This window comes from Candidatus Pelagibacter sp. Uisw_106 (assembly GCF_047724975.1).
Classification (GTDB): domain Bacteria; phylum Pseudomonadota; class Alphaproteobacteria; order Pelagibacterales; family Pelagibacteraceae; genus Pelagibacter.
In genome coordinates this window covers 1,243,425-1,265,710 of the sequence record NZ_CP159819.1, presented here as the reverse complement: position 1 = coordinate 1,265,710, position 22,286 = coordinate 1,243,425, and the positions used below count along the sequence as shown (strand labels likewise).

Sequence of the window (22,286 nt, the reverse complement as noted above, 5' to 3'; positions counted from 1 at the left end):
TATACGTTAAAGGCAAAGGTTAAAGTGTCCTTTAATTTTTACCTTAAATTGGACTTTATTTCACTTTCCAAATTTGCAGAGCTTTGGGCGCCTGAAATAAAATTTGTTCCTATTTCAAAGAAAGGCACTCCATTAATTTCTTTTTCTCTTGCAACTGAAATATATGAATTAACTTCTTCAATATTTTTTAAATTAAAAAAATCATTAATTACATCTGCATTAATATTAAATTCTTTTCCAATATTGATTAAAATTTCTTTATCTCCAATATCAAAACCTTCAATAAAATATGATTGATATATTTTTTCTTTAATTTCGTTGTGCACATTAGATTGTTCGGCTAATTTTATTAATAAATGAGAAAATACTGTATTGGGTGTTTTCTTTATCTTGTCTAGATTAAAATTAAGACCTTCCTTTTTAGCCTCATTAGTCATTTGATCGTACATTGGCTGTGCAAACTCTCTTCCACCAAACTTTATTTCTAGATATTTGTCTCTTTCGATTCCCTCTTTTGGCATATCAGTATTTAATTGATATGGGACATGCTCTATCTCAAACTTAGTTTCAGGAAATTTTCTTAACGCATTATTTAATCTTGTCTGACCAATAAAACACCACCCACAAATTGTGTCAGCAAATACTTTTATTTTCATTAATTTACGAACGAAGCTTTTGCTTATGAAAGTTAATAAATCTTTCTACGTTTGATTTATTAAAGGTTTTATTTTCTTCAAAAGAAACTTTTTTCATTGAGTAAGCATTACTTTTTGTCTGTCTAGACATTATGGTGATATTACCTTTGTATAATTTAAGCTTAACGGAGCCATTTACTTTATTCTTTTTAAGGTCGACAATTTTTTGAAGTTTAAATCTTGCTTTTGAGTACCAATAACCATTGTAAATAAGTTCAGCATATTTAGGCATAATCTCATCTTTTTTATGCATAGTTTCTTTATCTAAAGTAACAGACTCAATTGCTCTATGTGCTGACATTAATAGTGTTCCACCAGGTGTTTCATAAACACCTCTAGACTTAATCCCAATAAATCTGTTCTCAACTAGATCAACTCTACCTATCCCATTTTTACCAGCGACATCGTTAAGTTTTTCTAATAAATTTCCTGGAGTTAACTTTTTACCATTTACAGTTATTGGATCTCCATTTTTAAATCCTATAGTTACAAATGAAGCTTTGTTAGGTGCTTTTTCAGGAGATACTGTTCTTTGAAAAAGAAACTCAGGAGCCGAATTTTTTGGGTTTTCTAAAACCTTTCCTTCTGTTGATGTGTGATATAAATTATCATCAATAGAAAAAGGAGAAGCACCTTTTTTATCTGTTGGTATTGGAATATTATTTTTTTTTGCATATTTAATTAAATCTGTTCTAGAGTTTAATTTCCATATTCTCCATGGTGCAATAATTTTTACCTTGGGCCCAAAGTAATGATAGCCTAATTCAAATCTTACTTGGTCATTTCCTTTACCAGTTGATCCATGTGAAACAGCATAAGCTCCAAATTTTTTAGCAGCAGCAATTTGTCGTTTTGCAATTAAGGGTCTTGCAATTGAAGTACCTAATAAATAAACCCCCTCATAAATTGCATGTCCTCTAAGCATTGGAAAAACATAATCTTTTACAAAAACATCTTTTAGATTTTCAATAATAATATTTTTAACACCTAATCTTTTTGCATTCTTTATAATTTTTTTTCTATCAATTTCTTGACCAACATCAGCAGTGTAGCAAATAACTTCTGCATCATAATTTTCTTGAAGCCATTTTAAAATAATAGAAGTGTCTAGTCCGCCTGAATATGCAAGAACAATTTTTTTTTTAGATTGCATTTACCTAACTACAATTTGCTTTAGTAGCATTATATGCTTTAGTAAAACCTAATAATGAATAATGATCAATAGTTCGAGATCCATTTTGAGTATGACCTGCAACCATTATTCTAGATCCTTTTTTCATGGTTTTTATCATTTTTTTCTCTAAATTATTATCTGTGTCTGACATCCAAGCAAAACCATCTTGGATAAGATCAAATTTATACTTATTTTTTCCAGAAGTTACTTTAACTAAATTTTTATTATTAAACTCATATCCACCAGTAACACTTATTTCATTAGCCACGTTTTCTTCTGGTCTAAAGCTAATAAACAATCTTGCCTCTCTTGGGTTATTTTTAGGCGCTTGTAAAACTGGTTTTGATTGTGCAAAACAAACTTTACCCTTTTCATCATTTATTACATATGTTTCCCAGTCCTTGTGTGTGCCCATTTTCTTCATCTCTTCAGCACTAACTTTTTCCACAAAGGTAGTTATAAAAAGTAGAATTATAAAACTTTTAATTAAGGACATGGGTTAGGGTAAATTGTTTGTACTTCATTTATTTCTTTAATTACTTCTTCAGTTAAATCTATATTTACACTTTCCAGGTTAGTTTTCAACTGCTCCATTGTAGTTGCACCAATAATAACACTTGTCATAAAAGACTGTATTTCACAAAATTTTAAAGACATTTGAGTTAAATCAAGGTTATGTTTTTTAGCTATCTTAAAATATTCATCTACTGCTTTATTAGTATTAGGCTTTAAGTACCGAGTCCAAAAATTACCATCACGATCAATTCTCGAGTCTTTTGGTATTTTATCATTTCTATATTTTCCAGATAAAAATCCACCTGCTAAAGGAGAATAAGCCAACAAGCCAATTTCATCTCTTACAGAAATTTCCGCAAGGCCAACCTCATAAGATCTATTTAACAAATTATAAGGGTTTTGAATCGACATCATTCTTGGAAGACCTTTTTTTTTTGATAGCTCTAGATACTTAGAGACACCCCAGGGTGTTTCATTGGATAAACCCACTTCTCTAATTTTACCAGCATCAACAAATTTTTGTAAGCTGCCTAAGACATCTTCAAATTGATTCCACTCACTACTGTCATCATGTTCGTAACCCAATTTTCCAAAAAAATTAGTATTTCTTTCTGGCCAATGAAGTTGATAGAGATCGATATAATCTGTTTGTAGTCTTTTTAGACTATCATTTACAGCTTGAGTTATTTTCTCTATTCCATAATTATTTCCACCACCTCTTAAATAAGCTCTCATAGGTCCAGCAACTTTGGTTGCCAAAACAACCTTGTCTCTTTTGTTTGATTTTTTAAACCAATTACCAATTATAATTTCAGTGTGACCATAAGTTTCTTCTTTTGGCGGAACAGCATAAAGCTCTGCAGTATCCCAAAAGTTTACACCTTGATCTAGGGCATAATCCATTTGCTCAAAACCCTCATTTTGTGTATTTTGTTCGCCCCAAGTCATTGTTCCAAGGCAAATAGTGCTTACTTTTAAATCTGTATTTCCTAGTTTTTTATAATTCATAATAATTAAGCCTTATTAAGACATCTTGAAATAATAGTAAAAGGCTATTATATATATGCTATGATATTCAATAAACAAAATTTGCTAAATAAAGTAAAAGAAGCCCAACAATCAACAGTAGTAATGGATGAGGGCCTAAGAGCCTACATGCTAAAAGTCTACAACTATATGGCTTCTGGTATTTTGCTAACAGGACTTGTGTCTTTAATATTTTTTAAACTATCTGTAGTAACAGATGCTAACGGATCGATTGTTGCTTTAACAAGCATAGGAAACACAATTTTTCTTTCAGGTTTTAAATGGATTGTAATGTTGGCGCCTCTTGGAGTTGTCTTTTATATGAGTGCTAAAATTAATAAAATGGCAGCGTCAACTGCCCAAACAACTTTTTGGGTTTTTGCCTCTCTAATGGGAATATCTTTATCTTCAATATTTTTAACTTACACTGGAGCTAGTATTACCAGAGTGTTCTTTATTACCTCTATTACCTTTGGTGCAATGAGTTTGTATGGCTACACAACTAAAAGAGATCTTACAAAATTAGGATCTTTCTTAATGATGGGCTTAATTGGTATTATTGTTGCATCAGTTGTTAACATGTTCTTAAAATCTTCAATGATGGATTTTGTAATCTCAATTCTAGGTGTTTTAATTTTTGTAGGCCTTACTGCTTATGACACTCAAAAAATTAAAAACATGTATGCATCAAGTGATACAGGTGAATTGATGGGTAAAAAAGCTGTAATGGGTGCCTTAACTCTTTACCTAGACTTTATAAATTTATTTATAATGCTGTTAAGATTATTTGGACAAAGACGATAGTCTTTTTAATTCTTAAGGTTTTTCCAATTAGTATTTTTAAGTAAAATTTCTAGATCGAAAGAATTTTTTAAAACTTTACCATTAGAGTCTGTAATTAAATATTTTAGATTTTTATTAGTGGGCTTAAAGTTTTTACAAATTTTATATAAAGCATTCTCTGCTGCATTTTTAAAAACACTAAAACCAACCTGTCTGTTAGAAATATTTAGACCATAGTCCTTCCAAGATCCCTCAGAGACCATTTTTGCATATAGATCTAAAATGATTTTAAGTTCGTTTTTTTCAAAAAATTGTCTTTCTTCTATTTGTTTGTGAGGATTATTTACGACTAGTTTTAAGTTTCTATTCATCAAGTTTGTGTTTATTAATTAATGATATCTGAAACCCTGTAAAAACAAGGGTTATTGGCAGCATTCCCCATACCTTAAAATTAACCCAAAACTCCTCTGTTTGAGTTCTCCAGACGCATTCATTAAGAATTGCAAGGCACAAGAAAAAATACATCCATCTTTTGTTTAATAATTCCCAACCAATATCAGTTAGAGAAATTGATTTACCCATAATTTTTTTAAGAACAGGCTCATTCGTAAAATATTTTCCAAAATATAAAGCAAGGGCAAATAAAATATTAATAATTGTTGGTTTTATATAAAGAAAAACTGGATCATTAAAATAAATTGTTAGACCTCCAAAAAATGTAATTAAGACACCACTTATTAAAGGCATCATAGGTATTTTTTTTTCAAAAAACCAAACAACTACTAGTGCAATTAATGTTGCAACTATAAGTGGAGGAATTGCAACCGCTAGATTCTTATCATTATTGTAATAATAATAAAAAAATATGGCTAAGGGCCCAAAGTCAGTGGCAAATTTAAGAAAAGATTTATTCACTTGACAGATATTAACATAATAAAAAAAATATAAATATTTTTTATTGATTTTTATTTTTAAACCACCATATTAATAGTAATGGCAATTCAAAAAGCAAAATTTTCAATAGGAGATATTGTAAAACATAAACACTTTGAGTTTAGAGGTGTAATTTACGATGTAGATTTCGAATTTAATAATTCTGAAGAATGGTATCAATCCATTCCAAAGAATGTTCGTCCTAGAAAAGATCAGCCCTTTTATCATCTGTTAGCTGAAAATGATGAAATTACATATGAAGCATATGTTTCAGAGCAAAATCTATTAATGGACGATTCTGAAGATCCAATTAAACATCCTTTGATTGAAGAGATTTTTTCTGGTAAAAGAGGCTCTAGCTACTTTAAGCCCTCTAATTAATTCTTTTTTTAAACACAATTAATTCAAATCTTCGACATATATAGTTGCTATCTATAATTATGTTCTGATCAAGAGTGTTAAATAACGTTTTTATCATTATTGACTCCCCCTGCATTCTTGATCAGGATGAATTTCCATAATAAAAATTAAATTACCTTTTTTTAATATATATAATTTAAAAATGTTTAAATATTTTGAGCCTAATAAAATTTTTGCAGTAACCTCTAAAGCCCCAAAGTATGTTTTGTTTTTATTTATCATTGTCTTAACAATTGGTTTAACCGAGGCGCTCATACTCTCACCTGAAGATTATAAACAAAGTGATGCAGTAAGAATTATGTATGTTCATGTACCAGCTGCGTGGATATCACTTGGAATATTTTCAAGTTTAGCCTTGTTGTCTGTTGGAAGTTTTGTCTTTAAAAATAAAAATTTTGCACTAATTGCTAAAAGTTTAGCACCTTCAGGATTTATTTTTAATATTATTGCATTAGTTACAGGTTCAATTTGGGGAAAACCAACTTGGGGTACCTGGTGGGCTTGGGATGCAAGAATAACTTCTATGCTAATTTTAGCATTATTTTATGGAATGTATTTATTGGCTTGGAGAATTTATGAGGACAAAGAACAAGTAATAAAGGTCACTTCCTTGATTGCAATTTTAGGAGTGGTAAATGTTCCCATCATTAAATTTTCTGTAGATTGGTGGAATACGTTACATCAACCAGCTTCAATTAATATTTTATCAACCAACACAGCAATTCATCCATCAATGTTAGTACCATTGGGTATTATGACTGCGGCATTTGCCCTTTTTTCATTACTCATTTTTTTGATGAAATATAATACCGAACTGATAAAACTTAAAAATAAAGGATTAGATAGATTATGATAAATGAAATAATTTCAATGAATGGATATGGAGCTTACGTATGGTCAGCTTTTTCGTTCACATTGATCAGTTTTACAGCCTTGTACTTTGTAACTAAATTACAGCTTTCAAAAGAGCAAAAAAGATTTGTTTCTAAATTTGGTTCTCTAAATGTTGAGAAAGCTAAAGCTGCGAGATCACAGAATATTAATAGAGAAATATTATCTAATACATCAAATATTTAACTAATAAACCATGTATGGTAAAAAGGTTAAATTACGACTTGTATTCTTAGTTTTAATCATAGCCTCAGTAATTTTAACAGTTTTTTTAGTTTTACAATCATTAAAAGAAAACGTTGTATATTTTCAGTCTCCGTCAGAAATAAAGTCTTTAATAGAGTTAAATAAAAAGAAAATAAGAGTGGGTGGGATGGTTAAAGAACAGTCAGTTTTTATAAATTCTGATGAAGTTAATTTTATTATTACTGACTTTAAAAATGAAATTAATGTTGTTTATTCAGGAGCAGTTCCCAATTTATTTGCAGAAGGAAAAGGAGTGGTTGCTGAAGGTTTTTTAAAAGACAAGAATTACTTTACTGCTACTAAAATATTAGCAAAACATGATGAAAATTATATGCCCCCAGAAGTTAAAGAAGCCATAGGAGATAAATAAATTGCTAGCTAATCAGATAGGTTATTATTCTTTAATTTTAGGGTTGTTACTTTCAGTGTTACTTTGTGGAGTTTCAATTAAAGACTTTAATAATACTCATAAGCAGATTAACCAAAATGTATTATCTTTATCATTTCTACAACTAGTTTTTGTAATCATAAGTTTTTTGAGTTTGATTATATCTTTTATAAACTCAGATTTTAGTAATGAAACGGTCTTTAATAACTCCCACACAACTAAACCATTATTCTATAAAATCTCAGGAACTTGGGGAAATCATGAAGGAAGCCTATTACTATGGTTATTAGTATTAACTTTATTTATTTTTCTATTTTTAATTAAATCAAGAGAGCAGCCTAAAAAATATAGAATTTTAACTTTATTATTCCAGCAGATAATAATTATTGGATTTTTCTTATTTGTATTAATGACATCTAATCCTTTTAATTATTTATTTCCAATTCCCAATGAAGGTCTTGGCCTTAATCCAATTTTACAAGATCCAGCTTTAGCAATCCATCCCCCAATTTTATATTTGGGTTATGTTGGTACATCTATAATATTTTCATCATCTCTTGCTGCAGTTACGCAAAACTATGTTTCAAAACAATGGGGACAGCATATTAAAAAATGGGTTTTAGTTTCTTGGATTTTTCTGACTATAGGGATTATGCTTGGATCAATTTGGGCATATTACGAACTAGGATGGGGAGGTTTTTGGTTTTGGGACCCAGTTGAAAATGTTTCATTAATGCCATGGTTAACATTAACTGCATTGTTACATTGTATTGTAGTGTTAGAAAGAAGAGCAGCACTAACATCTTGGGTAGTTATATTATCTATTACAACATTCACCCTAAGTATGTGTGGAACTTTTTTAGTAAGGTCTGGAATATTAAATTCTGTACATACATTTGCCAATGATCCTGCAAGAGGTATTTTTATATTAATATTTTTATTTGCCTTAATTGTCTTGTCGGTAGGAATATTTTTTATATTTCACAAAGAAAATAATAAAAGCTCAAATGATTTCTTTTGGCTTAGCAGAGAAACTTCCATCTTAGTAAACAACTGGTTTATGATGTATTTTTTATCTGTTGTTTTAATTGGTACAATATACCCAATTTTTCTAGACGTAATATCTAGTGAAAAAATATCAGTAGGACCTCCATTTTATCAAAAATTAATCGTACCTTTTTTAATACCATTTTTATTATTCATGTCACTTGGACCACGACTTAAATGGATTAAATCAAAAATTAAAAATAAGAAATCACTTATTATCACATTTATAATTTCAGTAATGTTAACTTTTTTTATTATTAAAAATTTAACTGCTGATTTACTTTTTTATACAGTTTTAATCTCTGCTGCTTTTTTTTTATTCTTTACAACTTTAAAAGAATTATTTACTAAAAAATTTAATAATATTTCCCAAACTATTTCTCACTTTGGTTTTAGTTTGTTAATATTAAGTATTCTATTTAATAGTATTTTATCTTCAGAAATTATAACCAACATAAAAATTGGTGAAAGATATGATTATAATAAAGGTGAAATTTTTTTTAAAAAGATTGAGGAAACAAAAGAAAGCAACTTTAAATCCATCATCGCCTCTTTCGAGATAAAAGACAAAAATGAAAAAACTATTGAATTAAAACCCGAGATTAGAATCTATAATCAGCCTGTAATTATCACCAGTGAGGCAGATATAAGAACAACATTATTAGAGGATAAGTTTCTAGTAATGAACCTTGTAAAGGGTAACGAATATTTTAATATTAGATATCAAGTTAAGCCATTTATGGTTTGGATATGGATATCAGTTTTATTATTAAGTCTTGGTGGATTAATGAGTTTATTTAAAAGAAAGATATGAAAAATAAGTTTAACTTATTTGTTATAGTTATTTTTTTAAGCTTTTGTTTTGTTATCTTTTATAAAGGATTAAATACCCCAAATAATTACACTCCCAAGGTTAATGAGAAAAAAAATATACCAAGTTTTAATGCCAGGGATTTTTATTCAAATAATTATGTAAATTCAGATAAAATTTTTGAAGAGAATATCTTTTACATTGTAAATATTTGGGCTTCCTGGTGTGTGCCTTGTAGAACAGAACACCCTTTATTAATGCAACTAAGTAAAAATCAATCAATTATATTAGTTGGATTAAATTATAGAGACAATTTTAGTAATGCAAAAAAATTTATTGATGATTTTGGTAACCCATATTCTAGAATTTTAATTGATAAAGACGGAACTTTAGGAGTTGAATTTGGAGCTTATGGAGTTCCAGAAACTTTTTTAATAGATAAAAATAAAGATATAATCAAAAAATTTGCTGGTCCAATCAATCAAGAAATTGTTAATGAAATTAAATCAATAATTAAATGAAAATTTTAAAAATATTTATAATCCTATTTTTAGTCACAAGCTTTTCTGAATTAAAATCAGATGAAACAAATGATATTCTAAAGAATAAAATTTTAAAAAACATTCGTTGTTTAATTTGTCAAGGTCAGTCAGTATACGATTCAGAATCTGAGTTTGCTTCTAGTATTAAATTAATTGTTGATAGAAAAATCAACGAAGGATTAAAAGAAAAACAAATATATCAATTTTTAAGAGAAAAGTATGGCGATTGGGTAATTTTTGACCCCCAATTGAACAAAAATACCTATATTTTGTGGTTATTACCTTTATTGTTATTTTTGCTTGGTGGTGCAATAATATATAAAAAAATAGTATCAAATAAAAATAATAGAATTTAAATGAAATATTACAAATCAATATCAAGATTAACTTTTATCACTTTTTTTAGTTTACTTTCTTCAATAGCGTATTCAGAAGAAAGCAGTTCTAAATTTAATGTTTATTCAGGAATGTTTGACTTCAGTGATACTGGTAAAAAGTCAACATTAATTGGATTTCAACATCAGAATGAGGATTTAAATAGAGATACTTTTTTAGGTAATCTTTCTCCTATAACAGGCGCATTGCTGACTGCAGACTCAGCTGCATATATTTATACAGGTGTTCAAGCACAATATAAGCTAGGTAGGATTAATTTTATTCCAAGCTTTGCACCAGGATTATATAGCAAAGGAGATGGTAAAGATCTGGGCCATATTCTGGAATTTAAAAGTGAGCTACAAATTTCAGTAGACTTTGTTAGTAACAGTCAACTTGGTTTTTCTTACAATCATCTTTCTAATGCTAGCTTAGGTACTAAAAACCCTGGGGCAAATAGTTATATGTTTAATTTCTTTAAAACATTCTAAAAGAATTACATGAACTTAAATGACTGCCATAACTTTAGTGATTTTAGAAAATTAGCTAAAAAAAAATTACCCTCACCAATTTTTCATTATATTGATGGTGCAGCAGATGATGAAACTACTTATGAAAGAAATACGAGCTCGTTTAATGATGTTGACTTAGTTCCTAATGTTTTAAGAGGTGTTGAGAGTGTTGATTTATCTACTACTATTTTTGGAAAAAAATTAGATCTACCTTTTTATCTTGCACCAACAGCACTACAGAGATTATTTCATTATGATGGAGAAAGAGCAGTTGGAAAAGCAGCTCAAAAATTTAATACAATGTTTGGTGTTTCAGCTCTTGCAACTGTGAGTGTTGAGGAAATAGCCTCACTAGTTGATACACCAAAAATGTTCCAGTTTTATTTTCATAAAGATAGAGGTTTAAATGACTCTTGTTTGGAAAGAGCAAAAGCTGCAAAATTTGATGTTATGGCTTTAACTGTAGATACAATAACTGGTGGAAATCGTGAAAGAGATTTAAGAACTGGATTTACATCACCGCCAAAACTTACACCTTCAAGTCTTTTTAGTTTTGCAACAAAACCAATGTGGGGAATAAACTATTTAACTAAAGGTAAATTTGAATTACCTCATCTTCAAGATTATGTTAAGGAAGGCACGGACACCAATACTTCAATAGGACAATACTTTTCTACCATGTTGGATCAATCAATGAACTGGAAAGATGCTGAAAAACTTTGTTCTCAATGGGGTGGTCATTTTGCACTTAAAGGAGTGATGAGTGTTGAAGATGCAAAGCGTGCAGTTGATATTGGATGCACTGGAATAATGGTTTCAAATCACGGTGGAAGACAACTAGACGGATCTAGAGCGCCCTTTGATCAGCTTGCTGAAATTGTTGATGCTGTTGGGGATAAATTAGATGTAATTTGTGAAGGTGGATTTCAGAGAGGAACTCATATGCTTAAAGCATTATCATTAGGTGCAAAAGCATGTTCAGGAGGAAGACTTTATTTATATGCTTTGGCTGCAGGGGGACAGGCTGGAGTTGAGAGAGCTATTGAAAAGTATAAGACTGAATTAGTAAGAGATATGAAATTAATGGGTTGTACTAAAATTAGTGACCTTAACAGAGATAACTTAAGATTTAGAAGATAGTGAATTTAAAAGATTGTCATAATTTTAGTGACTTTAGAAAGTTAGCTAGAAAAAAATTACCTTCACCTATTTTTCATTATATTGATGGTGGTGCTGATGATGAGTCAACATTAAGAAGAAACACAGAGTCTTTTAATGACTGTGATTTAGTTCCCAATATTCTTGCAAGTGTTGGCAAACCAGATTTATCAACAACTGTTTTTGGAAAAAAAATTGATATGCCAATTTTTCTTTCACCAACTGCAATGCAAAGACTTTATCACCACGATGGAGACAAAGCATCGGCAAGAGCAGCAGAAAAATTTGGAACTTTTTATAGTATGTCGACAATGGCAAATAACAGCATTGAGGAAATTGCCAATATTTCAAGCGGTCCAAAGCTATTTCAACTTTATGTGCACAAAGATAATTCTATTACTGATGACTTAATAGACAGATGTAAAATATCTAAATTTGATGGAATGTGCTTAACAGTTGATACGCTGGTTGCAGGTAATAGAGAAAAAGATCATAGAACTGGGTTTACAACACCACCAAAACTTACATTACAAAGTTTAATGAGTTTTGCTTTACATCCACAATGGGTATTTAATTATTTTACTCACGGAAAATTTGAAATGTCTAATGTTAAAAATAAAACAGACAAAGGAACTAATATTGCAAAATCAGTGATTGAATATATTAATGAACAGTATGATCCAGCAATGAGCTGGAAAGATGCAGAATATTGTGTGAAAAAATGGAATGGTCCTTTTGCATTAAAAGGAGTAATGTCAGTTGATGACGCAAAAAGAGCAATAGATATTGGTTGTACAGCAATAATGATTTCAAATCATGGTGGAAGACAACTAGATGGATCAAGATCACCCTTTGATCAAGTTAATGCGATTAGAGAAGCTGTTGGAGATAAATTAGAGATTATTTTAGATGGTGGTGTAAGACGTGGAACTCATGTTATAAAAGCTTTAGCAGCTGGCGCGACTGCTTGCAGTTTTGGAAAGATGTTTTTATTTGCATTAAGTGCTGGAGGCCAACAAGGAGTTGAGCATTTATTACAAAATATGCATGATGAAATTAACAGGAATATGGTGCTGATGGGCTGTAAAAATTTAAAGGAGTTAAACAATTCAAAATTAATTTATAGATAATAAATATATATAATTAAAATAATTTTTTATTAAAAAAATAAATCATAGAATTAAATCATGAAATTAGCAAAAAATTTAGAAAGATTAGGAACAGAGTCTGCATTTAGTGTTTTAGCTGAAGCTAAAGCGTTAGAGGCTAAAGGAAATCCAATGATTCATTTAGGGTTAGGTCAACCTGATTTTAAAACACCAAAGCATATTGTTGAAGCTGCAAAAAAAGCTTTAGATGATGGTCACCATGGATATGTAATGTCCAATGGTATTCCAGAATGTAGACAAGCTGTAACAAGATGGATTAAAAAACGTTATAGTGTTGATGTAGATTCTGAAAGAATTCTGATCATGCCAGGTGGAAAACCTACAATGAGTTATGCAATACAATGTTTTGGTGAACCAGGCGCAGAGATAATTCACCCAACTCCTGCTTTTCCAATTTATGAGTCTATGATTAACTATACTGGCTCAACATCAGTACCATATGATTTAACTGAAGATAAGGATCTAAAATTTAACCCAGAAAAAATTTTATCACTTATCACTGACAAAACTAGGTTGTTAATATTAATTAATCCAAACAATCCGACAGGAAGTTTTGTAGAAAAAGCGGATATTGATGTATTAGCAGAGGGTCTAAAAAAACATCCACATGTAACAATATTAAGTGACGAAATTTACAGCAGACAAATTTTTGATGACAAAGAAATGCCTTCATTTTTTAACTATCCAGAATTAAGAGAAAGAATAATTGTATTAGAGGGATGGAGTAAGGCTTATTCTATGACTGGTTGGAGGCTAGGCTGGAGTTTTTGGCCTAAAGAGATGGTACCACATGTTAATAAACTTTTAATCAATAGCGTCTCTTGTGTAAATGCTGCTTCACAATTTGCAGGTATTGCTGCCTTAGATGGACCAGATGATTCCATTAATGAAATGATGGAAGAGTTTACCTTAAGAAGAAAACTAATTCATGAAGGTTTAAATAGTTTACCAGGTGTAGAGTGTAGTTTACCTGGTGGGGCTTTTTATGCATTTCCTAAAGTAATAGGGACAGGAATGGATGGATCAGAATTCAGTAAAAAAGCAATGCATGAAGCAGGAGTGGCTATAGTACCAGGGACAGCTTTCGGTAAAACTTGTCGAGATTATGTAAGATTTAGCTTTGCCGCTTCTCAAGATAATATCTCTCAAGCCTTAGAGAATATTAAAAAAATGTTAGGTTGAAATTTAATTTCAATTTAGATCGAAAATTTTACCAGGATTCATTATATTATTTGGATCAAGACTTCTTTTGATTGACTTCATCAATGGTAAATTATCAGGATGTTCTTTTAATAAGTATGCTTTTTTTTGTAAGCCAATACCATGTTCACCAGTAATTGTGCCTTCTAGCTCTAAAGTTTTATCTATAAGTTTATCACTAAAATCTCGTATTTTTTGATACGATCCTTCAACTGCTGGATCATACATTATAATAGCATGAAAGTTTCCATCACCAACATGACCAACCATTGGGGCTTTAAGGCCAAATTTTTTAATTTCGGTTTCAGCAAAATTAATACATTCTACCAAATTAGAAACAGGCACACATACATCTGTTGAATATATTTTTACATCTTTGCCTTGTGCCTTCACAGACCAGTAAACATCATGTCTTGCTTGCCATAATTTATTTCTATCTTCAAGTGACTCAGCCCATTTAAAATCACTACCACTATTATTTTTTGATAATTCTTCAACAATCTTAATTGCCTCTTTATTTGACTCTTCACTACCGTGAAATTCAAAAAAGAGTGTTGGCTTTGCTTCCATATTGTCTAATTTTGAATATTCAATACAAATTTCCATTTGATCTTTATTTAACATTTCTATTCTTGCAATTGGAACGCCATATTGAATAACTTCTTGAGATGTCAAAACTGCATTTTCAAGATCAGGAAAATGGCATACTGCACTCATTATACTTTCGGGTATTGGAGATAATCTTAAATGTACTTCAGTAATAACCCCTAGAGTTCCTTCAGAACCTATAAATAAATTTGTTAAATTATAACCAGCAGATGATTTTTTTGTACGAGTTCCTGTTTTAACAATTTCACCACTTGGTAAAACAACAGTTAATCCTGATACAACTGTTCTCATTGTTCCATATTTAACAGCCATTGTACCTGAAGCTGAAGTTGAAGCCATTCCACCTAGTGCTGCATCTGCACCTGGGTCAATTGGAAAAAAAACACCATCATCTCTTAAATGTTCATTCAATTGTTTTCTAGTAACATTTGCCTGGACTCTACAATCAAAATCTCCAGCATTAACACTTAAAACTCTATTCATTTTTTCTAAAGATAAAGTTACACCATTTTCATTTCCAACAGCATTGCCTTCTAGAGATGTCCCAGTTCCAAAAGGAACTACAGGAATTTTATGTTTATTGCATAATGATAGTATTTTTGAAACTTCTTCGTTTGTTTCTGGAAAAACTACAGCTTGTGATAAAACTGCTTCATATGCATCCTCCCCTCTAGCATAATTCGCCCTAGTAGATTTTGAAATAGAAAATCTATCTTTTAAAAGACTTGAAAGCTCTGTTTGTAATGTGTTGTTTTCCATTATTTTTTTAAATAGTATATCAACCTTGAAAAAAAAAAAATAGTCTAAAATATGAAAAAAATTCTAATTACTAGGAAACTTTTAAAAGAATCTGAAGAAAAGGCTTCAAAAACATTTGATGCAAAACTTAATGGTAATGATGAGTTATATTCTCAATCAAAACTTATTGAATTAAGTGAAGGCTATGACGCAATATTAACTTCTTTAACTGATAAGATGGACGAAGATACTATAAGTAAACTACCGAATAGTATTAAGGTAATTTCTAATTTTGCAGTTGGTTTTGGAAATATTGATTTAGAAGCGGCTAAAAAAGGAGGAATAGCAGTAACTAATACGCCAGAAGTTTTATCAGATGCTACAGCAGAGATTGGAATTTTATTAATTCTTGGAGCATGCAGAAGAGTTCCAGAAGGTATTCAAGCTGCAAAAGAAAGTAACTGGAAATGGTCAGCAGATTATTTGATAGGAAAACAGTTAACAGGTTCAAGACTTGGAATCTTGGGTATGGGAAGAATAGGACAAAAGATTGCAAAAATTGCAAAATCTTTAGGTATGATTGTTCATTATCATAATAGATCAAAACTAACTGAAGAAAAAGAAAATGGTGCTATATATCACGATAGCATCAAAAGTCTTTTCGGAGTTTCGGATGTATTGTCAATTTGTTGTCCAGCAACAAAAAAAACAGAAAATTTAATTAATAAAGAAACATTAGAATATTTTCCAACAGGTGCTGTTATAACAAATGTAGCTCGTGGAGATATTGTTGATGATGAAGCTTTAATTGACGCATTAAATAGAAGAAAAATTTATGCAGCAGGACTTGATGTTTACAAGGGTGAGCCGAATTTAAATCCGGGCTATCTAAAAATTAAAAGTGTTTTCATTTTACCTCATCTTGGAAGTGCAACAAAGCATACAAGAATTGCTATGGCTAATTTAGCTATAGATAATATTGATGAGTTTTTCAAAACAGGTAATTGCAAAAATAAAGTAAATTAATTTCTTTATAATTTTTAATTATGAATAAGGTTGTTTTACAAAAACAAAAAGCTATTACTATATTTTTGGTATTTGCTCTTGGTTATTATATCTCTAATTTATTAAGATCAATTACAGCAACCATTTCCCCTAATCTTATATCTGAATTTAATTTATCAGCTGGTGATTTGGGACTTTTGGGAGGTGGATATTTTTTAGGTTTTGCTGCAGTTCAAATTCCATTGGGTTATTTATTGGACAATAAAGGACCAAAAAAAATAGTTTCATATTTTTTATTTATTGCAGTATCAGGTATGATCTCATTTTCTTTATCAGAAAATTTTATCACACTTTTATTATCAAGAATTTTAATTGGAATAGGTGTGGGTGCTTGTTTGATGGGACCATTAACCGCTTACAGAATTTGGTATCAAGACGAAACACAACAAAGAGCAAACTCATGGATGTTAATGGTAGGAGCAATTGGAATGCTTTCTTCTAGTTTACCTGTGCAATTTTTTTTACCAATAATTGGATGGAGAATGATATTTATTATTTTAGCTCTGTTAACTATATTTTGTATTTTCTTAATTATTTTTTTTATACCTAATTGGAATAAAACAAACACTCAAAGTAACTCAAAGGATAATGGTTCTTTAAAAGAAATTTGGAATAATAATTTTTTTAAAAGTTTAGTTCCAATGGGATTTTTTAACTATGGAGGATTATTTGCTATTCAGACACTTTGGGCAGGACCATGGATGGTTAAAGTTTCTGGATATACACCCGAGCAAAGTGCAAATGGTCTTTTCATAATTTATTTTTCTCTTTTAATATCATTCCTATTTTGGGGTTATTTAGTTCCTAAAATTTCAAAAAATGTTTCAGATGCGATAAGATTATTGAAATTCGGTGCACCGTTAAATTTAATTGTACTAGCTTTTATAATTTATCTTGGACCTAAAGCAGGGGCGTATCATTGGGCTTTTTTTGCGGTAAGTTCTGTCTTTTTATCCTTAACTCAGCCAGCGGTAGGAATGGCTTTCTCTCTTTCGAATGCAGGAAAAGCACTGACCTCATTCAATTTACTATTGTTTATTGGAGCTTTTGCACTTCAATGGATTATTGGGGTTATTATTGATCTCACAATGAACTTAGGTTTTTCAGAAATTTCAGGCTTTAGATTCGCTATGATATTTTTTTTATTAACTTCTTTTTTTTCTTATCTATTTTTCTTAATAAAAAATTCTAAAAATTAATTTTAATTTAAGTGTTTGTAAATTGTAGTACGTGAAACACCAAGCCTTCGAGAAACTGCACTAATATTTCTAGTTTCTAAAAAAGCAGATTTAATTAAAATACATCTGTCTTCCTTAAATCTTGATCCTTTGCAGTTATTACATGCATGATTTTTTATCTTTGTTTCTTTAGATATTTTTTTCTTAAAATTTTGACTTTTTATTATAAAAACAGATGAACCCAAATGATCAGAAATTTTTATTATTTTATTTTGTAAAAGTTCATTCGCAATTGAAGAAAATGAAGTTGTAAAAATATTATTAAAGCTTTCATTCTTTAATGTTACTAGTCCATGCAGCATTATTCTTGCATTTGAATTTGACCCCACAACAAATCCATCACCATTAATTGCAAGTAGACCAACACTATTAGTACTCAGATATTCTTGACGTGGATGGAATGATAAAATTAACTCATTATCAAATTGATTTAAAAATAATTTTGTTTCAATACTTTTTGTGGCAAGCTTAACTAGCGCCAAGGTGTGCTGTTCTCTTGAATGCACATCAGTAGAGGCATCTATTATACCAATAGTTTTTCCCTCATAATTTAGTATTGGACTTGCAAAACAAGATAACTTTCCATGTGACTCAAAAAAATGTTCTTTACCTGAAACTATAGAATCTTTATTGAGAGTAACAACTTGTCCTAATCCATTTGTACCTCCAATTTCTTCTCTCCAAATTGAACCTGGTATTACAATTTTTCCAACATCAGTCTTAAGGCAGGTTTTATCATAAATAGTATCCATAACTGATCCAGTGCTGTCAGAATATGCCACCATAAAGTTTGTCCCAGCTATTTGTGAATATAGAAGTTCAAGTTCAGGGTTTACCAGTTTTCTAATATAATCATTTTTTTCTTTAAGATCATCAAGCTCTTTAGGAGTAAGAATTGTTCTCTTTGGGTTTTTAAGTGGATCTAGTCCCGTTGAAATACATCTTTTCCAGCTATCAGATATATTTTTATCAATCAAAGAAGGTAAAAAGCCTCTTCTCTTAGTGAGGTCAGAGAATTCTTTTTCAACAGAAATTAAATTTGACATATCTTATTTTACGAGTTTATTAAAAATGAACAACCAACCAGGAGTTGTATTTTGTTAACTTTATGAACACTTTTTTGCGCAGTTGACTCTCTGTTGACCTCAATATTGGATAGGGTTTGTTATTAAAAAAATTAACAAACTAAAGAATAGAGAGAAATTATGAAGGCACAAGTTTTACATAAGTATAATCCAAAAATGGATGAAAAAGTTTGGGTTACTGAGCAAGAAATGCCAGATCCAAAACTAGAAAAATCATCAGATGTTATTGTTAAAATTGGTGCTGCGGGAGTTTGTAGAACTGATCTACATATTATTGAAGGGGTTTGGGAACACATTCAAGATCCTAAAGGAGATTTGTTACCTATGGTTATGGGTCATGAAAATGCTGGATGGGTTGAAGAAGTAGGAAAAGATGTTGTAGGATTTAAAAAAGGTGATCCAGTAATTTTGCACCCAATTATTTCAGGAACTGATGGAACTTGTTTGAGCTGTCGTAGAGGTTTAGATCAACATGCAGAAGAGGGAGCATTTCCAGGTTTGAATATTAAAGAAGGTGGATATGCAGAATTACTTAAAACAAGTGTTCGTAACTTAATTAAACTGCCTACTATATTGGCACCAAAAGATGTTGCACCCTTTTCTGATGCAGGACTTACTGCTTATAGAGTTGTTAAAAAAGCTACTAGACATTTATTACCAGGTCAGACCTGTGTAATTATTGGAGCTGGTGGACTTGGCCATATTGCAATTCAATGTTTAAAAGCAATGTGTGCTGCAAATATTATTATTGTTGAAAAATCTGCTGAAGCATTAAAACATGCAATGTCACTTGGTGGCGATGAGGGAGTTTTAATTGATGGCAATGAAGTTGAAAGAGTTCTAGAGCTTACCAAAGGTAAAGGTGGTGAGGCTGTAATTGATTTTGTAGGTGAAAAAGGATCAACTGCAATGGGCATCAAAATGACAGCAGGTAGTGGATATTATTATATTGTTGGTTATGGTGAGGAAATCAGAGTTCTAGCTGTCGATGTAATTATTTCAGAAAAAACAATAGTTGGAAATTTAGTAGGAACGTGGTCTGAGTTATATGAGCTGATGGAGTTAGCTAACAAAGGGTTAGTTACACTATCTATGCAAGAGTATAAATTAGGCGATGCTAATAAAGCGCTTCATGATCTTAACGAAGGTAAGGTTAAGGGAAGAGCCGTTTTAGTTCCATAATAATAAATAACGAGAGGGATAAATGAAAATAATAAAAACTTGCTTAAGTGCTATGATATCAGGAATTCTGATATTTAGCCCAGCTTATGCAGATAAGTGGAGTGATCAATTTCCACATATCAAAGCAACAGGAGATATTTCTGGTGACTGTTCTTATGAAGAAATTTCAAAAAAGAACTACAAAGGAAAAACTCTAAAAATAAATACGCATGCAGTTCCAGTAATTGGACAACCTACAGCTCTTCATGCTGAACAGTTTGCTAAATTAACAGGAGCAACAGTAGATGTAACACATACACCAGCAGGTGATTTGTATGCAAAAGCTATGGTTCCTTTTAAAGCTGGTCAATCTCCGTACGATATCGTATTTGGATTTTCTAACTTTATAAATGACTGGAGACAATATTTAGCACCAGTTCCAAAAAAATACATGAACACAAAAGAGATGAAAGATGTAACAAAATCTCATGTGGGCGTTTCTTCTTGGGATGGAACTATGTACCAATATCCAGTTGATGGAGACAGGCATTATCTAAAATACAGAAAAGACGTAATTGATAATCCTGAGATGCAAAAAAAATATAAAGCAGATACTGGAAAAGAGTTAAAAGTTCCTACAACTTGGAAAGAATATGGCGAAATGGCCAAATACTTTAACGGTTGGGATTGGGATGGAGATGGAGAAAAAGAATACGGTTCAGCTGAAGTTATGAAAAAAGACGATTTAATGTTCGCAGCTTTTTTCAGTAGATCAGTAGCGTATGCTAAAAATCCAAGAACTCCAGGTGGTTTCTTTTTTGATTTAGAAACTATGAAACCAAATATTAACAATCCAGGATTTGTCGAAGCCTTAACTGATTGGGTAGAAGCTACTAAGTATGTTCCTCCAGGAGGAATTAACTTTGGGCTAGGTGATGAAATTGGATCATTTGGTGGTGGCCAAACTTTATTTAGTTTTTCATGGGATGATGCTTTTATTGCAGCGATGCAAGACGACAGTCCTATTAAAAATAAAGTAGGTACAGCTCCTCTTCCAGGTGCAGATAAAGTTTGGAATAGAGTATCTGGCAAATGGGATAACAAATACAACCAAGCACCATACATTGTATGGGGTTGGGCAGTAGGTGTTGCTAAGCAAAGTAAAGTACAAGAGATGGCGTTTGACTATCTATGTTTCTTTTCTAACGGAGCAAACCACCAAGCTGACTTAGCTATTGGTAACTTTGGTGTTAATCCATTTAAAAACTCTGATTTCGATCCAAATCTTTACATAGATACAATGGGTTGGGATGCAGATATTGCAAAATCATACACTAAGACGCTTAAAGATATGGAAAAAAGTAAGAATAGAGTTTTTCCTTTAAGAGTTCGTGGTGTGTTTGAATTCACTAGTGCAGTTGCAACTGGAACTTCTAAGGCTTTAGCTGGTCAGCTATCTCCTCAAGAAGCTTTGGATGAAGTTGCTAAAGAGTGGGAAGCAATTGTCAAAAGAGTTGGTAAATCAGCAGTACAAGAAGACTATGCTGTTGGTGTCAAAATGGAAGACAACAAGTTATAAAAATAACTTTATGTGGCCATTTTAATTAGTGGCCACATACATTACATTCAAAATTTAATTACATGAACTTTAAACATAAATACGTTTTTTTATTTCCAGGTTTATTTGTTCTTATAGGTATCTTAATTTTTCCAATAATATTTGTAGTTCGTTTAAGTTTATCAGGCTGGAATAGTTACAATGGTTTAAACTTTATAGGTCTTGAGAATTATGTCAGATTATTTACTGATGATCCACGATTCTGGGAGTCGTTTATTAGATTAAGTTTTTTGTCAGTTACAACTGTTGTTCTGCAATATGTAATTGGCTTTACACTGGCTCATATGGTTTGGAAGGAAATCAAGTTTCAAAGGTTTTTTAGAGTATTATTTTTAATACCCATGATGACCACCCCAGTTATTATGACTGTTATTTGGAGAACTTTTTTTCATGAGTCACTAGGTCCTGTTAATGATCTTTTACAAATTTTTGATATTGCACCAAAATGGCTTACCGATCCTACTTTAGCTAAAGTTACAGTTATTATTGTTGAAGTTTGGCAGTGGACACCTTTTATGTTTTTACTATTGTTAGCTGGTCTTTTATCACTTCCTAAAGAACCTTTTTTAGCAGCTGCAATTGACGGAGCAAGTCCAATTAGAAAATTTATTTACGTAACATTTCCATTAATGGCACCAATATCTATTGGAGCAATTATCATAAGACTGATTGAAGCTTCAAAAATAATGGATACTGTTTATGTCTTAACCTCGGGTGGTCCAGGAACTTCAACTGAGACATCAAGTTTTTATATCTTTATTAAAGGATTGAGAGAATTTCAAATGGGTTATGCCGCTTCAATGTCATTCACTTATTTAATAATAATGATCATAAGTTTAACAGTTATTGCAAAAGTATTAACCAAACTATTACTCAAAGATTAAAT

Annotated in this window: 25 protein-coding genes; 17 read left to right on the top strand and 8 right to left on the bottom strand. The window is 30.8% G+C overall.

Going from position 1 to position 22,286, the window contains the following annotated elements:
* Window positions 1-38: 38 nt before the first annotated feature.
* The 4 genes from ABXT45_RS06945 to ABXT45_RS06930 are packed head-to-tail and all read right to left on the bottom strand — an operon-like array spanning window position 39 to window position 3,393.
* Window positions 39-656 carry a DsbA family oxidoreductase gene (locus tag ABXT45_RS06945; protein WP_415313393.1) on the bottom strand — a complete coding sequence of 206 codons (618 nt, stop codon included), beginning with the start codon at window positions 654-656 and terminating at the stop codon, window positions 39-41.
* 4 nt (window positions 657-660) lie between these two features.
* Entirely contained in the window at window positions 661-1,848 is a 1,188-nt protein-coding gene (locus ABXT45_RS06940; RefSeq protein ID WP_415313392.1) for an argininosuccinate synthase, read from the bottom strand.
* Window positions 1,849-1,852: 4 nt separating this feature from the next.
* Entirely contained in the window at window positions 1,853-2,317 is a 465-nt protein-coding gene (locus ABXT45_RS06935; protein WP_415313391.1) for an invasion associated locus B family protein, read from the bottom strand.
* Window positions 2,318-2,355: 38 nt separating this feature from the next.
* Window positions 2,356-3,393 carry an aldo/keto reductase gene (locus ABXT45_RS06930; RefSeq protein ID WP_415313390.1) on the bottom strand — a complete coding sequence of 346 codons (1,038 nt, stop codon included), beginning with the start codon at window positions 3,391-3,393 and terminating at the stop codon, window positions 2,356-2,358.
* Window positions 3,394-3,453: 60 nt separating this feature from the next.
* Between ABXT45_RS06930 and ABXT45_RS06925 the strand changes: the two genes are divergently transcribed.
* Entirely contained in the window at window positions 3,454-4,215 is a 762-nt protein-coding gene (locus tag ABXT45_RS06925; RefSeq protein WP_415313389.1) for a Bax inhibitor-1/YccA family protein, read from the top strand.
* Between the two features lie 5 nt (window positions 4,216-4,220).
* On the opposite strand, the gene ABXT45_RS06920 is transcribed toward ABXT45_RS06925, so the two are convergent.
* Both ABXT45_RS06920 and ABXT45_RS06915 read right to left on the bottom strand, forming a co-directional pair.
* A complete protein-coding gene (locus ABXT45_RS06920; protein ID WP_415313388.1) occupies window positions 4,221-4,565 on the bottom strand; it encodes a DUF2794 domain-containing protein in 345 nt (114 codons plus the stop codon).
* A complete protein-coding gene (locus ABXT45_RS06915; protein WP_415313386.1) occupies window positions 4,558-5,109 on the bottom strand; it encodes a septation protein A in 552 nt (183 codons plus the stop codon). The genes ABXT45_RS06920 and ABXT45_RS06915 overlap by 8 nt, the downstream gene beginning before the upstream one ends.
* A 78-nt stretch (window positions 5,110-5,187) precedes the next feature.
* Here ABXT45_RS06915 and hspQ point away from each other — a divergent pair, with 78 nt between their 5' ends.
* The 11 genes from hspQ (at window position 5,188) to ABXT45_RS06860 (ending at window position 13,868) form a co-directional block, all read left to right on the top strand.
* Window positions 5,188-5,508: a heat shock protein HspQ gene (gene hspQ, locus ABXT45_RS06910; RefSeq protein WP_006997624.1), complete on the top strand. Its 321-nt coding sequence runs from the start codon at window positions 5,188-5,190 to the stop codon at window positions 5,506-5,508.
* Window positions 5,509-5,689: 181 nt separating this feature from the next.
* Window positions 5,690-6,400 carry a heme ABC transporter permease CcmC gene (gene ccmC / locus ABXT45_RS06905; protein ID WP_415313385.1) on the top strand — a complete coding sequence of 237 codons (711 nt, stop codon included), beginning with the start codon at window positions 5,690-5,692 and terminating at the stop codon, window positions 6,398-6,400.
* On the top strand, window positions 6,397-6,624 hold the full coding sequence (locus ABXT45_RS06900) for a hypothetical protein (protein ID WP_415278193.1): 228 nt from the start codon (window positions 6,397-6,399) through the stop codon (window positions 6,622-6,624). The genes ccmC and ABXT45_RS06900 overlap by 4 nt, the downstream gene beginning before the upstream one ends.
* Before the next feature lie 10 nt (window positions 6,625-6,634).
* Window positions 6,635-7,054, top strand: coding sequence for a cytochrome c maturation protein CcmE (gene ccmE / locus ABXT45_RS06895; RefSeq protein ID WP_415313384.1), 420 nt, complete (start codon window positions 6,635-6,637; stop codon window positions 7,052-7,054).
* Between the two features lies 1 nt (window position 7,055).
* A complete protein-coding gene (locus ABXT45_RS06890; protein ID WP_415313382.1) occupies window positions 7,056-8,933 on the top strand; it encodes a heme lyase CcmF/NrfE family subunit in 1,878 nt (625 codons plus the stop codon).
* The gene (locus ABXT45_RS06885; RefSeq protein ID WP_415313380.1) at window positions 8,930-9,451 is read left to right on the top strand and encodes a DsbE family thiol:disulfide interchange protein; all 522 of its coding nucleotides are present in this window, start codon (window positions 8,930-8,932) and stop codon (window positions 9,449-9,451) included. Before ABXT45_RS06890 ends, ABXT45_RS06885 begins: the two co-directional genes overlap by 4 nt.
* Complete coding sequence (locus ABXT45_RS06880) at window positions 9,448-9,828, top strand: cytochrome c-type biogenesis protein CcmH (protein WP_415313379.1); 381 nt, start codon at window positions 9,448-9,450, stop codon at window positions 9,826-9,828. Before ABXT45_RS06885 ends, ABXT45_RS06880 begins: the two co-directional genes overlap by 4 nt.
* Window positions 9,829-10,338: an acyloxyacyl hydrolase gene (locus ABXT45_RS06875; protein ID WP_415313378.1), complete on the top strand. Its 510-nt coding sequence runs from the start codon at window positions 9,829-9,831 to the stop codon at window positions 10,336-10,338.
* A gap of 9 nt (window positions 10,339-10,347) precedes the next feature.
* Window positions 10,348-11,499, top strand: coding sequence for an alpha-hydroxy acid oxidase (locus ABXT45_RS06870; RefSeq protein ID WP_415313376.1), 1,152 nt, complete (start codon window positions 10,348-10,350; stop codon window positions 11,497-11,499).
* On the top strand, window positions 11,499-12,647 hold the full coding sequence (locus ABXT45_RS06865) for an alpha-hydroxy acid oxidase (protein WP_415313374.1): 1,149 nt from the start codon (window positions 11,499-11,501) through the stop codon (window positions 12,645-12,647). The genes ABXT45_RS06870 and ABXT45_RS06865 overlap by 1 nt, the downstream gene beginning before the upstream one ends.
* A 57-nt stretch (window positions 12,648-12,704) precedes the next feature.
* Window positions 12,705-13,868, top strand: a complete 1,164-nt coding sequence (locus ABXT45_RS06860) for a pyridoxal phosphate-dependent aminotransferase (RefSeq protein ID WP_415313373.1) — start codon at window positions 12,705-12,707, stop codon at window positions 13,866-13,868.
* Window positions 13,869-13,877: 9 nt separating this feature from the next.
* Here the strand turns inward: ABXT45_RS06860 and ABXT45_RS06855 are convergent, their stop codons facing one another.
* Window positions 13,878-15,254: an FAD-binding oxidoreductase gene (locus tag ABXT45_RS06855; RefSeq protein ID WP_415313371.1), complete on the bottom strand. Its 1,377-nt coding sequence runs from the start codon at window positions 15,252-15,254 to the stop codon at window positions 13,878-13,880.
* Between the two features lie 51 nt (window positions 15,255-15,305).
* Here ABXT45_RS06855 and ABXT45_RS06850 point away from each other — a divergent pair, with 51 nt between their 5' ends.
* Window positions 15,306-16,259: a 2-hydroxyacid dehydrogenase gene (locus tag ABXT45_RS06850; protein WP_415313370.1), complete on the top strand. Its 954-nt coding sequence runs from the start codon at window positions 15,306-15,308 to the stop codon at window positions 16,257-16,259.
* A 20-nt stretch (window positions 16,260-16,279) separates the two neighbouring features.
* Window positions 16,280-17,497 carry an MFS transporter gene (locus ABXT45_RS06845; protein ID WP_415313368.1) on the top strand — a complete coding sequence of 406 codons (1,218 nt, stop codon included), beginning with the start codon at window positions 16,280-16,282 and terminating at the stop codon, window positions 17,495-17,497.
* A gap of 2 nt (window positions 17,498-17,499) precedes the next feature.
* Here ABXT45_RS06845 and ABXT45_RS06840 read toward each other — a convergent pair whose 3' ends face one another.
* Entirely contained in the window at window positions 17,500-18,582 is a 1,083-nt protein-coding gene (locus tag ABXT45_RS06840) for a GAF domain-containing protein (RefSeq protein ID WP_415313366.1), read from the bottom strand.
* 159 nt (window positions 18,583-18,741) lie between these two features.
* Between ABXT45_RS06840 and ABXT45_RS06835 the strand changes: the two genes are divergently transcribed.
* From ABXT45_RS06835 to ABXT45_RS06825, 3 genes are all read left to right on the top strand, one after another.
* Window positions 18,742-19,803, top strand: a complete 1,062-nt coding sequence (locus tag ABXT45_RS06835; RefSeq protein ID WP_011281587.1) for an NAD(P)-dependent alcohol dehydrogenase — start codon at window positions 18,742-18,744, stop codon at window positions 19,801-19,803.
* 22 nt (window positions 19,804-19,825) lie between these two features.
* Complete coding sequence (locus ABXT45_RS06830) at window positions 19,826-21,361, top strand: ABC transporter substrate-binding protein (RefSeq protein WP_415313364.1); 1,536 nt, start codon at window positions 19,826-19,828, stop codon at window positions 21,359-21,361.
* 62 nt (window positions 21,362-21,423) lie between these two features.
* A complete protein-coding gene (locus ABXT45_RS06825; RefSeq protein WP_415290426.1) occupies window positions 21,424-22,284 on the top strand; it encodes a carbohydrate ABC transporter permease in 861 nt (286 codons plus the stop codon).
* The last annotated feature ends 2 nt before the right edge of the window (window positions 22,285-22,286 follow it).

Coding starts and splice junctions, on each gene's coding strand:
- ABXT45_RS06945 (WP_415313393.1), bottom strand. CDS start 656: ATGAAAATAAAAGTATTTGCTGACACAATTTGTGGGTGGTGTTTTATT.
- ABXT45_RS06940 (WP_415313392.1), bottom strand. CDS start 1,848: ATGCAATCTAAAAAAAAAATTGTTCTTGCATATTCAGGCGGACTAGAC.
- ABXT45_RS06930 (WP_415313390.1), bottom strand. CDS start 3,393: ATGAATTATAAAAAACTAGGAAATACAGATTTAAAAGTAAGCACTATT.
- ABXT45_RS06925 (WP_415313389.1), top strand. CDS start 3,454: ATGATATTCAATAAACAAAATTTGCTAAATAAAGTAAAAGAAGCCCAA.
- ABXT45_RS06920 (WP_415313388.1), bottom strand. CDS start 4,565: ATGAATAGAAACTTAAAACTAGTCGTAAATAATCCTCACAAACAAATA.
- hspQ (WP_006997624.1), top strand. CDS start 5,188: ATGGCAATTCAAAAAGCAAAATTTTCAATAGGAGATATTGTAAAACAT.
- ccmC (WP_415313385.1), top strand. CDS start 5,690: ATGTTTAAATATTTTGAGCCTAATAAAATTTTTGCAGTAACCTCTAAA.
- ABXT45_RS06900 (WP_415278193.1), top strand. CDS start 6,397: ATGATAAATGAAATAATTTCAATGAATGGATATGGAGCTTACGTATGG.
- ccmE (WP_415313384.1), top strand. CDS start 6,635: ATGTATGGTAAAAAGGTTAAATTACGACTTGTATTCTTAGTTTTAATC.
- ABXT45_RS06885 (WP_415313380.1), top strand. CDS start 8,930: ATGAAAAATAAGTTTAACTTATTTGTTATAGTTATTTTTTTAAGCTTT.
- ABXT45_RS06880 (WP_415313379.1), top strand. CDS start 9,448: ATGAAAATTTTAAAAATATTTATAATCCTATTTTTAGTCACAAGCTTT.
- ABXT45_RS06875 (WP_415313378.1), top strand. CDS start 9,829: ATGAAATATTACAAATCAATATCAAGATTAACTTTTATCACTTTTTTT.
- ABXT45_RS06870 (WP_415313376.1), top strand. CDS start 10,348: ATGAACTTAAATGACTGCCATAACTTTAGTGATTTTAGAAAATTAGCT.
- ABXT45_RS06860 (WP_415313373.1), top strand. CDS start 12,705: ATGAAATTAGCAAAAAATTTAGAAAGATTAGGAACAGAGTCTGCATTT.
- ABXT45_RS06855 (WP_415313371.1), bottom strand. CDS start 15,254: ATGGAAAACAACACATTACAAACAGAGCTTTCAAGTCTTTTAAAAGAT.
- ABXT45_RS06850 (WP_415313370.1), top strand. CDS start 15,306: ATGAAAAAAATTCTAATTACTAGGAAACTTTTAAAAGAATCTGAAGAA.
- ABXT45_RS06845 (WP_415313368.1), top strand. CDS start 16,280: ATGAATAAGGTTGTTTTACAAAAACAAAAAGCTATTACTATATTTTTG.
- ABXT45_RS06840 (WP_415313366.1), bottom strand. CDS start 18,582: ATGTCAAATTTAATTTCTGTTGAAAAAGAATTCTCTGACCTCACTAAG.
- ABXT45_RS06835 (WP_011281587.1), top strand. CDS start 18,742: ATGAAGGCACAAGTTTTACATAAGTATAATCCAAAAATGGATGAAAAA.
- ABXT45_RS06830 (WP_415313364.1), top strand. CDS start 19,826: ATGAAAATAATAAAAACTTGCTTAAGTGCTATGATATCAGGAATTCTG.
- ABXT45_RS06825 (WP_415290426.1), top strand. CDS start 21,424: ATGAACTTTAAACATAAATACGTTTTTTTATTTCCAGGTTTATTTGTT.